Source organism: Flavobacterium luminosum, assembly GCF_023635005.1.
GTDB lineage: Bacteria > Bacteroidota > Bacteroidia > Flavobacteriales > Flavobacteriaceae > Flavobacterium > Flavobacterium luminosum.
In genome coordinates this window covers 157,078-172,106 of record NZ_JAMLJM010000005.1, presented here as the reverse complement: position 1 = coordinate 172,106, position 15,029 = coordinate 157,078, and the positions used below count along the sequence as shown (strand labels likewise).

12 protein-coding genes and 1 riboswitch are annotated in these 15,029 nt (G+C 34.8%); of the genes, 1 reads left to right on the top strand and 11 read right to left on the bottom strand.

The window, feature by feature from the left end:
• Positions 1-5 precede the first annotated feature (5 nt).
• From NAT50_RS08380 to NAT50_RS08360, 5 genes are all read right to left on the bottom strand, one after another.
• Entirely contained in the window at positions 6-1,532 is a 1,527-nt protein-coding gene (locus NAT50_RS08380; protein ID WP_250592813.1) for a cryptochrome/photolyase family protein, read from the bottom strand.
• A complete protein-coding gene (locus NAT50_RS08375) occupies positions 1,529-2,842 on the bottom strand; it encodes a DASH family cryptochrome (RefSeq protein ID WP_250592811.1) in 1,314 nt (437 codons plus the stop codon). Before NAT50_RS08375 ends, NAT50_RS08380 begins: the two co-directional genes overlap by 4 nt.
• Positions 2,820-2,909 carry a DUF2256 domain-containing protein gene (locus NAT50_RS12390; protein ID WP_408610662.1) on the bottom strand — a complete coding sequence of 30 codons (90 nt, stop codon included), beginning with the start codon at positions 2,907-2,909 and terminating at the stop codon, positions 2,820-2,822. The genes NAT50_RS08375 and NAT50_RS12390 overlap by 23 nt, the downstream gene beginning before the upstream one ends.
• 41 nt (positions 2,910-2,950) lie before the next feature.
• Positions 2,951-4,258, bottom strand: a complete 1,308-nt coding sequence (locus tag NAT50_RS08365) for an ABC1 kinase family protein (RefSeq protein WP_250592810.1) — start codon at positions 4,256-4,258, stop codon at positions 2,951-2,953.
• 82 nt (positions 4,259-4,340) lie between these two features.
• On the bottom strand, positions 4,341-5,015 hold the full coding sequence (locus NAT50_RS08360; protein ID WP_250592808.1) for a TetR family transcriptional regulator C-terminal domain-containing protein: 675 nt from the start codon (positions 5,013-5,015) through the stop codon (positions 4,341-4,343).
• A 116-nt stretch (positions 5,016-5,131) separates the two neighbouring features.
• Here NAT50_RS08360 and gldA point away from each other — a divergent pair, with 116 nt between their 5' ends.
• Positions 5,132-6,025 (top strand): gliding motility-associated ABC transporter ATP-binding subunit GldA, encoded by an 894-nt coding sequence (gldA, locus tag NAT50_RS08355; RefSeq protein ID WP_250592807.1) that lies wholly within the window; start codon positions 5,132-5,134, stop codon positions 6,023-6,025.
• Positions 6,026-6,040: 15 nt separating this feature from the next.
• Here gldA and metF read toward each other — a convergent pair whose 3' ends face one another.
• The 6 genes from metF to thrA all read right to left on the bottom strand — a co-directional run bounded on the left by metF (position 6,041) and on the right by thrA (position 15,026).
• The gene (gene metF / locus NAT50_RS08350) at positions 6,041-6,997 is read right to left on the bottom strand and encodes a methylenetetrahydrofolate reductase [NAD(P)H] (protein ID WP_250592806.1); all 957 of its coding nucleotides are present in this window, start codon (positions 6,995-6,997) and stop codon (positions 6,041-6,043) included.
• A 1-nt stretch (position 6,998) separates the two neighbouring features.
• Positions 6,999-9,674, bottom strand: coding sequence for a methionine synthase (metH, locus tag NAT50_RS08345; protein WP_250592804.1), 2,676 nt, complete (start codon positions 9,672-9,674; stop codon positions 6,999-7,001).
• Positions 9,674-10,663, bottom strand: coding sequence for a homocysteine S-methyltransferase family protein (locus NAT50_RS08340; RefSeq protein WP_250592802.1), 990 nt, complete (start codon positions 10,661-10,663; stop codon positions 9,674-9,676). Before NAT50_RS08340 ends, metH begins: the two co-directional genes overlap by 1 nt.
• Before the next feature lie 51 nt (positions 10,664-10,714).
• Positions 10,715-10,817: riboswitch (SAM riboswitch) on the bottom strand.
• 128 nt (positions 10,818-10,945) lie between these two features.
• On the bottom strand, positions 10,946-12,121 hold the full coding sequence (locus NAT50_RS08335; RefSeq protein ID WP_250592801.1) for a trans-sulfuration enzyme family protein: 1,176 nt from the start codon (positions 12,119-12,121) through the stop codon (positions 10,946-10,948).
• Between the two features lies 1 nt (position 12,122).
• Complete coding sequence (locus NAT50_RS08330) at positions 12,123-12,542, bottom strand: OsmC family protein (protein WP_250592799.1); 420 nt, start codon at positions 12,540-12,542, stop codon at positions 12,123-12,125.
• Between the two features lie 75 nt (positions 12,543-12,617).
• The gene (gene thrA / locus NAT50_RS08325; RefSeq protein ID WP_250592798.1) at positions 12,618-15,026 is read right to left on the bottom strand and encodes a bifunctional aspartate kinase/homoserine dehydrogenase I; all 2,409 of its coding nucleotides are present in this window, start codon (positions 15,024-15,026) and stop codon (positions 12,618-12,620) included.
• Positions 15,027-15,029 lie beyond the last annotated feature (3 nt).

Here is a 15,029-nt window from a genome sequence, read left to right as displayed (position 1 = left end):
TTGATCTAACAATTTCTGGTTTGAATTAAATACTGAGCCCGTTGATTAATCTTATTTATTTCTTCTGAATCCATTTTGTTTAATAAAGCATACATCATTTTCATGCGCTGATTTGTTTCAAAACGACTTCTATTTCGGTCTAAAAAATGCCAATACAAACTATTAAAAGGACAACTATTTTCTTCTGTTTTTGTTTTTTTGTCGTAGGTACAAGACGAACAATAATTACTCATTTTATCGATATAATTCCCTGATGAGATATACGGTTTTGTAGCCACAATTCCACCATCAGCAAACTGACTCATTCCTCTAGTGTTAGGTAATTGCACCCATTCGATAGCATCTACATACACGCCTAAATACCAAGCATCCACTTCATCTGGATTTGTTTCCATTAAAAGCGCATAATTCCCTAAAACCATTAATCGTTGAATGTGATGCGCATAAGCATGTTCCAATGAATTTTGCGCACAAGTTGTCACACACTTCATTTGCGATTTCCCTGTCCAAAAAACTTCAGGCAATAGATATTTGTTATCTAAAAAATTACTGGATTTTACTTCTTCGAACTTATTCCAGTACACCATTCTTACGTATTCTCTCCATCCTAAAATTTGACGTATAAATCCTTCCACTTGCGCTAAGCCTATATGCTCTTGATTTTTATAGAAATATTCTTCTACTTTTTGCACCACTTCTTTAGGACTCAACATTTTTACATTCATAGCAAAAGATAAGTTAGAGTGAAACAGCAACACTTCTTCTGTATGCATGGCGTCTTGATAAGTCCCAAAATGAGGTAACAAATGCTTTATGAAATAATATAATTGTTCCAATGCTTGGACTCTTGATTTAGGGTAATTTGATGTAGTTACTGATTTCCCAAATGTGACAATTCCTTTTTCATTCAACTCTTCAACAATGTTTGTGACATCATTATTAAATTGAACAGCTGCTGGAATAGGCACTTGATTTTTCCATTTATTTCTATTTTCAAAATCGAAATTCCATTTTCCACCTACTGGTTTGTCATGAACCATTAAAATCTGGTGTTTCTTTCTTAAATGGCGATAAAAATTTTCAAGTAAATAATATTTCTTTTCCTTCCCTAAATCGGCAATATCTTGTAAACTACAATAGAAATGTTCCGACTCATGGGCTTTTACTTCAACAGAAAAAATTGATTTAAACTTTTTGAATTCTTGATACAAGCGATACTCATCTGGCAATTGATACTGTATGGCTGAAATTTCGAATTGCGTTTGTAACAACGCTATGTTTTTTTCAAAAGAATGCTGATTATGCTGATCATTGATTTTGAAATAATAAACCTGACATCCTTTGGCTTGTAATTCTTCGGCAAAATTTCGCATAGCAGCAAAAAAAGCAACTACTTTTTGCTGGTGATGCCTCACATAATCGGTTTCCGATTGTACTTCCATCAACGCGTATAAATAACGTGATTGGTCTTCTTCCTGAAACCAAGAATGATTACTATTTAATTGGTCACCTAAAATCAAGCGTAAAATCATAACTCTACCGCTTTTTTAGTTAACCAAAGGTTGCGAAATACATGAAAATTATCGTAATTTTTGGCTTGTAAGTCAATATTAAACTTTCGATCTCTAGGGTCATTTCCCACGCCCGCTAAATAATTCCAATTCCCATAATTAGAATGCACATCATAATCAATTAAATAAGCTTCAAAATAACTCGCCCCAATACGCCAATCCTGCTCCATTTCTTTTGCAAAATAACTCGCTACGTTTTGTCTGCCTCTGTTGCTCATCCAACCGGTACTTTTCAGTTCCAACATATTAGCATTGACAAAATCATATTTGGTTTTTCCATTTATCCAATCATTGATGGCTTTTTCATTCGTCTTCCAGCGATAATTTCGATTCAAAATCCCAGAAAGTTGAAACAATTGATTCCCGTATTTCATGCTTACACATTTGAAAAAATCACGCCACAATAGTTCGAATAAAACCCAATAAGTGGAATCATTTTCTAAAACTTCGTCTTCAAATTTTCTAACCTCATGATAGATGGTTCGAGACGACAGAGGCCCATTGGCCAACCAAGGTGAAAATTTAGTGCTGTATTGAATACCTACTAATTCATTTCTAGTTTCTTTATACGTTGTGATTTGTTGGTGCTCCCAAATGTATTTTTTCAAATGACGTAAGGCTTCTGACTCTCCTCCTTTACAAGGAAAAGCCGAGCGTTCATCGACAACAATAGATTCATAACCTAATTGTTCTACTGAAGGTGTTGTAGAAGAAAAAGGCATTTCAATTTTTTTGAAGAGCACATTCGGTTTTATAATTACTTCATTTACCGCCCATTTTTGTTCCACTTTCTTGCGGTACGAAGTAAAAACATCAGGCAATTGCTCTATGGAAAAAGGTAAATTTGAGGGTTCAATTAAAAATTGATCATAATCAACCTTCCAAGCTACTGTTGGAAATGCTGTTTTTAATTTTTGTTCGACTGCAACTTCTTCATACGTCCATTCTGCTTGAGTAATGATCGTATCAAATGGAAAAACTTCATGAATTTGTTCAAAAGCGCGAACTGCATCGGTTTGAAAAAAGTAAAAAGAAATATTGTTTTTAGACAAATTCTGCTGCAAATCTGCTAAAGTTTCCAATAAAAATTGCGCACGAAAAACTTCCATTTTTTTCCAACCGTATGGAGTGGGTTCTAACCATTTTGGTTCAAGACAATACACTGCAATCACTTCGTCTGATTCTTGAATATGATTCCAAAAAGCAGCATCATGTGTTCGCAAATTATTTCTGAACCAAATGATTTTTTTATTTCCTTTTTCTGCACGCATCGCTACAATATTTTACTTCTTCCCAGTTTTTTTTTCCATTTCTTTCGCCAAGAAAATGGCTTTTCACAAGTGACACAAATCTTGCTGGGCAAATACGATTTGTTCCCTTTATGATAAGTATTTTTCAAAGTCGTTGATTTTGATTTTGGCTTTGATATCAAACATTAAATTATATAAGCCAAAAAACGTTCTATTCACATAGATAAAATGTTTAGAACCTCTATTTCCATTCATTTTTCGCAGTTGTTTATCATTGGCAAACTTTTCACTTAGTGCTGCTATTTTTCCGAAAAACTCTGGATTAGCAAAATCGAATTCCGGTTTGTGAATAGGCTCCGTAAAAACCGTCAGTAATTCATGAAACATAGCGGTGAAAAACTCAATTTCCTTTGGACTGTCTGTTGATTTTAAGATTTCTAATTCGAAAAGTTTCTTTTTAAAATAATCCATATCGGCCAAAGCACTTGGTGTAGACACTTCAAAATAAGGTTTATAAAACGAATCCGGAATTTGTTTCATACAACCAAAATCGATAGCAATTAAATTCGCTTCATCGTCTACTAAGAAATTCCCTGGATGCGGGTCTGCATGAAACTTTTTCAATTGGTGAATTTGAAACATGTAAAAATTCCAAAGCGTTTGTCCCACTCGATTCCTTTTTTCTTGAGATGTTTCGGTATTACAGAATTCAGATAAATGCACTCCCTTCATCCAATCCATGGTGATGATTTTATCTGATGATAATTCCGGATAATAACTTGGGAATTTTAAGTTTTCAACCACTTCACATTCTTTACGGACCGCTTCACTTTGTTGTAATTCTAGTTTATAATCTGTTTCTTCTGTTAATTTATCTTCTACTTCTTGAAAATATTCATCGGAAGTACCTTGAAGATTAAACATGCGAACCGCAATTGGTTTTACCAAAGCTATATCGGTACTAATACTTTCTCTAACTCCGGGATATTGAATTTTTACCGCCAAGTCTTTACCGTATTTTTTTGCTTTATGGACTTGACCAATACTTGCCGCATTGATAGAATCGGGTGAAAATTCATCGAATAAATCTTCTGGATATTTTTTAAAATAATTTTTAAACGTTTTACGTACTAAAGGCGCTGAAAGTGGCGGTACAGAGAATTGCGACAAAGAAAATTTTTCCACATACGATTGTGGTAATAAATTTTTCTCCATACTTAACATTTGCGCTACCTTTAGTGCACTCCCTTTTAATTCTTTCAAACCATCGTATATATCAGCGGCATTATTTTCATGTAGTTTATCTTTAGTCAAACTAGGATTCACTACTCTTTCACCGTAATATTTAAGGTAATTTCCACCTACTTTCACCCCTGTAGTGACTAATTTCGCTACACGTTCTACTTTGTTGGTTGGAATAGAATCTATCTTTTTCATTTGTTTAAGTTATATTTTTCAGTGGAAACATATGGAATCCCCTTTTTTAACAATAGGTTTTTAGAATTTATTTGTAGAGGTTTCATTTACTTGTTTTAAAATTTCCAAATTTTTCTTTCCAGATGAATTTTCCAAAATCTAGAATACTTTCGACAGGCACATTATACACCATATCAAAACTAGCTTTCACTGACTTTTCGATGAATACATCTGTTTTTTCGAAACTAGCAGAGGTATCTTCCATCCAATATTTTAAGATAGACATGAATTGCAACCAAGCTCCTTCGTGCACGACTCTATTCTGAATATCGGTAATTCGTTGATTTTCTATTTTATACGGAGTATCTAATACTGTTTTCACATAAGACAAGAAATCTTTTCGCAGTGATTTCAACTTCATTAGATTCTTCAAAGGCATACTTTCTTGTTGCAACAAATGCATGACAAAACTTCTATTAGCTGTAGCTACTTCGAAGAAAGTGAAATAAAAACAAGATAATTTTTGTGATGCATCATAATGTTCATAATCCGAAGAATTGGACAACATTTCTAAGGTGTAGTGCAACATATCTGAAAAAAACTGTTCTTCTAAAGCTTCAAAAGAGGCAAAGTATTTGTAGAACTCTGCTTCCTCCATGCTATTATTTTTTGCAAACTCATAGATAGAATTTGGTTTTTTTCCATGAGTTAGTACATAATCTGTGTAGATGGACACAATAGCATCCTTATTTATTTCTACGGTTATTTTCTTTGCCATGATATAAAAATTTTGTTTAACAAATTTAGTAATTTTTTAAACAAAAAACGCATTTTAACTTTTTTTAACCTATCCTTGGGATAATTTAATTTTATTATTTTTGTAAAAAACTAATAATGTCAATAGAAGTAAAAAACATCACTAAGCTATACGGAGAACAAAAAGCATTAGATTCTATTTCCTTTTCTGTAAAAAAAGGTGAAATTGTTGGTTTTTTAGGCCCAAATGGTGCTGGAAAATCGACATTAATGAAAATATTGACAACTTATTTAACTGCAAATGAAGGACAAGCAAGTGTCAATGGCTTCGATGTAGTGTCAGAATCAAAACAAGTACAGCGATCTGTAGGCTATCTGCCGGAGCACAATCCGTTGTATTTGGATCTTTACATCAGAGAATATTTAACCTTCAATGCTGATGTGTACAAAGTTCACTCTTCACGAATTGACGAAGTGATTGCTTTAACCGGTTTAACACCTGAGAGTCACAAAAAAATAGGACAACTTTCTAAAGGATATCGCCAGCGTGTGGGATTAGCTACCGCTTTATTGCACAATCCAGAAGTTTTAATTTTAGATGAACCTACCACTGGTTTAGATCCCAATCAATTAGTAGAGATCAGAGAATTGATTAAGAATATTGGTAAAGACAAAACGGTTTTTCTTTCGACACATATCATGCAAGAAGTCGAAGCGATTTGTGATCGTGTGATTATTATCAACAAAGGAAAAATTGTAACCGATAATACGATTGAAAATTTAGTTCACGAAGTAACAGAACAAATTATTGAAGTAGAATTTGACAAAGCCATTGAAGCAAGTCTTATTACCCAAATTCCTAATATTACAAATTACATCCAACAAGGTAATACTTGGCAATTAACTTTCACAACAACTGAAGACATGCGTCCAGTGATTTTTGATTTTGCTCAAGCCAATGGGCTAAAAACGCTTCAACTTTCAAATAAAAATAAAGATTTGGAAAGTGTGTTTAGGGAAAAAACAAAATAAAAAAAGAGGTTTTCATTAGAAAACCTCTTTTGCTATAGCCTTAATATTATCTGCTTTCCCCATAGAATAATAATGTAATACAGGTATTCCTGCTTTTACTAACTCTTTACTTTGCGCAATACACCATTCAATCCCGATTTGTTTCACAGCATCATTGTCTTTGGCTTTTACTACAGCCATGATCAAATCGTCCGGTAAGTCTACTTTGAAACGGTGTGGAATTAAATTCAGTTGTTTTTTTGTTGCAATCGGTTTCAATCCCGGGATAATAGGTACAGTAATACCCGCTGCTCTGACTTTAGCCACATAGTCGAAAAACTTTTGGTTGTCATAAAACATCTGCGTAATAATATAATCGGCACCATTTTTAATTTTCTGTTTCAAAAAGTGAATATCGCTATCCATACTTGGTGCCTCCATGTGCTTTTCAGGATAACCTGCCACACCGATGCAAAAATCGGTTGCATTACTATTTTGTAAATCTGCATCCAAATAAATTCCATTATTCAAGTTACTGATTTGGGTCACTAATTCCGATGCATACGCATTCCCTTCTTTTTCCGGTTTGAAATAGATTTCACTTTTAACAGCATCACCTCGCAACGCTACTACATTATCAATTCCAAGGAAATCTAAGTCAATCAATAAGTTTTCAGTATCCTCTTTTGTAAAGCCACCACATAAAATATGCGGAATAGCATCTACATTGTATTTATTTTGAATTCCTGCACAAATCCCCACCGTTCCAGGGCGTTTTTTTACGACTTTTTTCTGAAGCAAACCATTTTCTAATTCCTTAAATTCATATTCTTCCCGATGGTAGGTCACATCAATAAAAGGAGGTTTAAATTCCATTAAGGGATCAATTCCATCAAAAATACATTGGATATTTTGACCTTTTAACGGCGGTAAAATTTCAAATGAGAATAAAGTTTTGCCTTGGGCTTTTTCTATATGTTGCGTAACTTTCATGTTAATCTGCTAAATTGGGTGCTAGCCATTTTTCGGCTTGTTCAATACTAATATTTCTTCTTTGGGCATAATCCGCCAATTGATCTTTTTGAATTTTTCCTAATCCAAAATACTTACTCTGAGGATTTGCAAAATAATACCCTGAAACCGATGCGGCAGGCCACATCGCCATACTTTCGGTTAATTTTACTCCAATTTCTTGTTCTATATTCAGTAACTTCCAAATCGTAGGTTTTTCTAAATGATCAGGACAAGCCGGGTACCCTGGAGCAGGACGAATTCCTTTATAACTTTCTTTGATTAAGTCTTCATTGGATAAATTTTCGTCCGAAGCATAACCCCAAATCTCTTTTCGTACTTTTTCGTGTAAATATTCCGCAAAAGCCTCTGCCAAGCGATCTCCTAATGCTTTTACTAAAATGGAATTGTAATCGTCTAATTGTTTTTCAAATTCCTTCGCTTTTTCATCTACACCAAATCCTGTGGTTACACAAAAACATCCTATGTAATCTTGAATATTGGAATCTTTTGGCGCAATAAAATCAGCCAACGCAATATTGGGAGCCCCAACAGTTTTTTGTGATTGTTGTCTTAAACTCAAAAACTTATCGACACCACCCGAAGTGACTACCTCAATATCATCATCATTGACTGAGTTTGCCGGAAAAATTCCTAAAATCCCTTTGGCCACAAACCATTTTTCATCTATGATGGTTGCCAACATTTTTTGAGCATCTTCAAATAAATTTGTGGCTTGTTCTCCGACCACTTCATCGGTTAAAATAGCCGGATATTTTCCATACAATTCCCACGATTGAAAAAAGGGCGTCCAGTCAATGTAAGGAACTAAATCAGACAATTCAACGTAAACCGTCTTGCTTCCAATGAAATGAGGCATAGAAGGTTGATAAGTACCCCAATCTATTTTGAATTTATTTTTTCTTGCTTCTTCAATTGACAAATAATTCTTTTCTCTGCTTCTGTTTAAGTAGCCTTCTCTTAATTTTGCATATTCGTCTTTTAAATCAGAAGCGTATTTAGATTTCATTTCGGGTTGCAATAAATTACTGGCCACTGTTACAGCTCTTGAAGCATCGTTGACATGAACTACAGTCGATTGATATTCCGGTGCAATTTTCACAGCTGTATGTGCCCTTGAAGTTGTTGCTCCGCCAATCATAATTGGAATTTTGATATTTAATTTTTCCAATTCTTTCGCCAAATACACCATTTCATCAAGTGACGGTGTAATTAATCCACTTAAACCAATGACATCGACATTTTCTTTTACAGCTGTTTCAATAATTTTTTCAGGCGGCACCATTACCCCTAAATCAATGATTTCAAAGTTATTACACGCCAAAACAACCGAAACTATATTTTTACCAATATCATGTACGTCTCCCTTCACGGTTGCCATCAATACCTTTCCTGCTGAGGAAGATTTACCATCTTTGGAAGCTTCGATATAAGGAAGCAGATAAGCTACCGCTTTTTTCATCACACGGGCAGATTTTACCACTTGCGGCAAGAACATTTTTCCTGAACCGAACAAATCGCCCACGACATTCATTCCATTCATAAGATGATTTTCAATCACTTCAATAGGTTTATCGACTTGTTGACGGGCTTCTTCCACATCAATTTCGATGAACTCGTCAATACCTTTTACTAATGAATAAGTTAATCGTTCTTGAACCGAACTATTTCTCCATTCGGCAATTGCTTTTTCAGTGGATTTTGTCTCCGATTTATAACTTTCGGCCAAATCTAATAATCGTTCTGTAGCATCGTCTCTTCTGTCCAACAATACATCTTCTACATGCTCCAAAAGCACCGGGTCAATTTCATCATAAATCTCTAACATTTCGGGATTTACGATCCCCATTGTCATTCCATGTTGAATGGCATGGTATAAAAAAGCGGAATGCATAGCCTCACGCACTTTATCATTTCCTCGGAAAGAAAACGACACATTACTCACACCACCACTAACGTGTGCACAAGAAAGATTTTCACGAATCCACTTAGTCGCTAAAAAAAAGTCAAGAGCATTTCTTCTATGCTCTTCCATTCCTGTTGCTACCGGAAAAATATTAGGATCAAAAATGATATCTTCGGCTGGAAAACCTACTTTTTCAACTAAAATATCATAGGAACGTTTACAAATTTCAATACGTCTTTCGTAAGTATCAGCTTGACCCTTTTCGTCAAAAGCCATGACGATAACAGCTGCTCCGTAACGCTTTATCAATTTTGCATGATGAATGAATGTTTCTTCTCCTTCTTTTAAAGAAATCGAATTTACCACACCTTTTCCTTGAATGACTTTTAAACCCGCTTCTATGATTTCCCATTTGGAAGAATCAATCATAACAGGAACTCGAGCAATATCGGGTTCGGCAGCGATTAGATTTAGGAATTTGGTCATGGCATAAACCCCATCCAACATTCCTTCATCCATATTTACATCAATAATTTGCGCACCGCCTTCAACCTGAGCCCTTGCTATATCTAAGGCTTCATCGTATTTTTCTTCTTTAATTAAACGAAGAAATTTCCTGGACCCGGTAACATTGGTTCGTTCTCCTACATTGATAAAATTAGATTCCGGCGTTACAATCAAAGGTTCTAAACCTGATAATTTCAAATATTTTTTACAGTCAACTTCTGCCATTATGCTTCAACTTCAATAGTTCTTGGTTTAAATTCTTTGGCTACCTCAGCAATTAATTTAATATGCTCCGGTGTGGTTCCACAACAACCACCGATGATATTTACTAAGTTTTCTTGTAAATATTCACGAATTAGCTGTTGCATTTCTTCAGGTGTTTGGTCGTATTGACCAAATGCATTGGGCAAACCGGCATTAGGGTGTGCAGAGATGTTTAAACTGGTATTTTGAGACAACCTTTTCAAATAAGGTTTCAATTGGTCGGCTCCCAAAGCGCAATTAAAGCCAACGCTTAGTAGTGGTATATGTTCGATAGAAATTAAAAAGGCTTCAACGGTTTGACCTGAAAGTGTTCTTCCAGAAGCATCAGTAATCGTTCCTGAAACCATCACAGGAATATCGATTTTTCTTTCTTCTTTTACTTCTTCTATCGCAAATAAAGCCGCCTTCGCATTTAAGGTATCAAAAATAGTTTCGACTAACAACAAATCACAACCACCATCAATCAACGCTTCAACTTGTTGTTTGTAAGCGATTTTTAATTGGTCGAAAGTTATGGCTCTAAATCCAGGATCATTCACATCGGGCGACATAGAAGCGGTCCTATTAGTGGGGCCTATGGAACCTGCTACAAATCTTGGCTTATCGGTAAATTCATCGGCAACTTCACGAGCAATTTTGGCGGATTGATAATTTAATTCATACACCAAATCCTCCATGTGATAATCTGCCATTCCTATGGTAGTTCCTGAGAATGTATTGGTTTCTACAATATCGGCACCTGCTTGAAAATAAGCACGATGTACCGCTTTCACTGCCTCTGGCTGAGTAATAGACAACAAATCGTTATTCCCTTTTAGTAAATATGGAAAATCTTTAAAACGTTGGCCGCGAAAATCTTCTTCTTCAAATTTATTTCGCTGCAACATAGTGCCCATCGCACCATCGAGGACTAAAATTCTTTTTTTGAGTTCGTCTTGTATTTTGGACATTGATAACTTCTTTATTTTGAGTGTTATCAAGAAAAATGAGGAGAATTTTTCAAGTTATCTTTTCCGCCATAGCGGATAGAATGTAGCACCTTCTACCAGTGTAGGGTTGCTAAGCTTTCATTGGGTCTATTCCCTCCAGCTTTCGTGATAACGACATTAATGAAATGAACTCAGCAAAAGTAGCACAAAAAAATGGAAAAAGAAATATTTTCTAAATTTTAAACCAAAACATTACATCAATAGAAAATTAATCTAAAAAATATTTCTTTTGTAAATTTACAATCATTCAATAACTGCTAATGCTTGTTTTAAATCTTGAATAATATCATCTATATGTTCTAAACCTACAGAAACTCGAACTAATCCATCTGTAATACTCACCGCCAATCGTTCTTCTTGAGATAATTTACTGTGCGTAGTTGAAGCCGGATGCGTAACAATAGAACGAGTATCTCCTAAATTTGCTGACAAGGAACACAATTGAATGGCATTTAGAAATGTTCTTCCTGCATCAATGCCTCCTTTTACTTCAAAAGCTACAATATTTCCACCTAATTTCATTTGTTTTTTTGCCACTTCATATTGTGGATGCGAAGGTAAAAACGGATATTTCACTACTTCAACCTTATCTGAAGTTTCTAAAAACTGCGCCACTTTTAAGGCATTTTCACAATGTTTTTCTACTCGAATAGGCAATGTTTCTAAACTTTTTGATAATACCCAAGCATTAAATGGTGACAAAGCAGGCCCCGTATTTCTTGAAAACAAATAAATTTCTCGAACCAACTCTTTATTTCCCACTACAACACCTCCTAAAACTCTACCTTGACCATCCATTAATTTAGTCGCTGAATGAATTACTAAATCGGCACCAAACTTAATGGGTTGTTGCAAATAAGGCGTCGCAAAACAATTATCAATGATTAAAATCAGATTGTGTTTTTTAGCAATTTGACCTAATAATTCCAAATCGATGATATCAACCGCAGGATTTGTTGGAGATTCTGCATACAATATTTTGGTATTTGGTTGAATCAGACTTTCTATGGTTTTGGGTTGATTGACATCAAAATAGCTTGTCGTAATATTCCATTTTGGAAAATATTTGGTAAAAAGTGTGTGCGTTGAACCAAATACACTTCCGGCTGAAACGATGTGATCTCCGGAATTCAAGAGAGCTGCAAAAGTGGAATAAATAGCCGCCATTCCTGTTGCAAAAGCATAACCTTCTTCCGCTCCTTCCATTTGACAAACTTTCTCCACAAATTCAGATATATTGGGGTTTGAAAATCGACTGTAGATATTTCGATCTATTTCTTCGGCAAAAGAAGCACGCATGTCTTCGGCATCTTCAAAAACGAAACTTGAAGTTAGATATAAAGGAGTTGAGTGTTCTTGAAATTGAGAGCGCTCTGTTTGCGTTCTGATGATTTGTGTTTCTATATGATTTGTTGCCATCTTATTTTTGATTTACTTTAACTTGGTATTTTACTTCTACATTAGGCTCTAAAGTTTTAGAAACCGAACAATATTTGTCAAAAGACAATTGTGCCGCTTTTTGCGCTTTATCCTCATCAATTTCTCCTTCAAGAAAAACAGTTACAAATATGGATTTAAAAGGTTTTGCCTCGTCTACCGGGATGCGTTCGCCTTCTACCTCAGCATAATAATCAGTTATATTTTGTCTTTGCTTTTTTAAGATTGAAATAATATCAATAGCGCTACAACCCGCAACCCCCATAAGAAGTAATTCCATGGGACTCGGCGCTAAATCGTGACCTCCGAATTCTGCCTTACTATCTAAATAGACTTTATGACCACGTTCATTTTGTAATTCAAAATGATAATCGTCGTTGATTCTTTTTAATGTAATTTTCATATTTATTTTTTGTGTGTGTTTCAATTAAAATAACCCACAAGTTACCAAAAACTTGCAGGTTAAAATAGTGGTTAGTTAACCTTTATCTGCCAAACGCAGTATATCGCCAAAAACACCTCTTGCTGTTACCGAAGCTCCAGCTCCAGCACCTTGAATCACAATAGGTCTTTCTCCGTAGGATTCTGTGTAAATTTCGAAAATAGAATCCGAACCTTTTAACTGACCTAGTGCTGAACTTTCCGGAACTGAGACTAATTTTACTTCTAAATCTCCTTTATCTTGTTGTAAATCTCCCGATAGTTCTCCGATGTAACGCAGTACATTTCCTGGTTCTTGATTTTGTTTTACCTCATCATAATAGCCATCTAATTGGTCTAAACTTACTAGAAACTCTCTCGTTGACAATTCTCGTAAAGGTTCTGGAATTAAATTTTGTATTTTGATTTCATTAAATTCATTTTGCAAATCTAACTCTCTGGCTAAAATCAATAATTTTCGAGCTACATCGTTCCCACACAAATCTTCTCTCGGGTCGGGTTCGGTGTAACCATTTGCAATCGCATCTTTCAATACTTCACTAAACGGTCTGTCTTCAACAGAAAAATTATTGAAAATAAAACTCAAAGAGCCCGAAAACACCCCTTTTATTCTGGTAATATTTTCTCCCGACAAATGCAATAATTTGATGGTATCGATTAATGGTAAACCAGCACCCACATTGGTTTCATACAAATAATTCTTTTGGTTTTTGGTCAATGCTTTTCGGATGTTTTTGTAAAATTCATACCCTAAAGTATTGGCTACTTTATTGGAAGAAACCACATCAAAACTATTTTCGATTAATTCTATATAGTTTTCTACAAAATCTTTGCTAGCGGTATTATCTACTGCAATTAAGTTTTCTAGATGGTTGTCTTTTGCATATTGAATAATATCATTAACCGTATATTTTTGACCATTTTGTCCTATTTCCTGTTTCCAATTCTCGGTAATCCCTCTTTTATTAATTAGCAATCGAGAGGAATTAGCAACGGCAAAAACATTCAATTTAATTCCCTTTTTTAATTCGATATTTTTAGCAGAAGATAAAATTTGATTGATTAATGTTCCGCCCACTAATCCATGTCCAAAAATGGCAATATTAATTTTTTTAGTAACACCGAAAATCTCTCCATGAATTACATTCAATGCTCTTTTTAAATCATTCTTTTTAATAACCAAACTAATATTTCGACCCGTCGTGGTATTGTTAAATAAGATAGGAACAATTTTATTTCGAATTAAAGCCGTGTAAGGCTTGTGAAATGTACTTAAATCTTGACCAATAATGGAAATCACCGAAATATTATCATCTACTGAAATGCGATTTACGTCTCGGGTATAAAAATCATTTTCAAATTCTTTTTCTAATCCCACTAAAGCTTCCGTTGCCCGATCGGTATTTACTACTAAACCAATGCCTCGCTCCGAGGAGCCTTGAGAAATAATGCTGACACTGATTCCGTTATCGGCCATAACCTTAAAAATTCTAGCATCAACGCCAGTTTTCCCTAATAATCCACGTCCTTCTAAATTAATCAAAGAAACATTTTCTAGAACCGATAGCGATTTAATTCCTTCGTCCGTTTGTTCTGCAGTAATTAAAGTCCCTTCATTTTCTGGGTTGAAAGTATTCAAAATTCGCAAAGGAATATTTTTTTCCACCAAAGGAATAATGGTTTTGGCATGAAGAATAGTTGCTCCAAAGTTGGCTAATTCATTGGCTTCATTAAAAGAGAGACGTTCAATTTTCTTGGCATCCTCTACCAATTCTGGATTCGCTGTGTAGATTCCGTCAACGTGAGTAAAATTTTGAAATTCGGCAGCATTTAAATAATTGGCCAAAAGAGAAGCCGTATAATTACTTCCATTTCTTCCCAAAGTAGTGGTTTCACCGTTGACTGTGGAAGCTATAAATCCGGTTATGATGGAAATATCAGGATTGTTTTCGAAATATTTTTGAACATTTTTTTTGGAAAGAGAATCAATCGGTTGTGCATTTCCAAAAGTAGCATCTGTTTTAATCAGTAACCGAGCATCTACAAAATTTGCCTGTAACCCTTTAGAATTTAAAACCGTTGTTACATATTTAGCCGCTAAAATTTCACCAAAAGCGAGAACCTGATCTTTAATTTTATCACTGTAATCTCCCAACAAAGCCACTCCTTCGAAAAGTTTTTCTAATGCAGAAAAATCTTCTTGTAAAACCGTTTCTTCTATGCCCTGAGATTGGTATTTTTTGAAAGCTTCCCAGGCTTTATCGTATGCTTGTCCGCTTTGTGCTAACGTTAAAATTTCATACAACTCATCCGTTGCATTTCCTCTTGCCGAAACGACCACCGCTATGGTTTCGTCTTCAAAAAATTTTTTAGCAATAATTGCTTCTACCTGATTAATTCCGTCGCCATTGGCTAGAGATTTTCCACCGAATTTTAAAATTTTCATTCT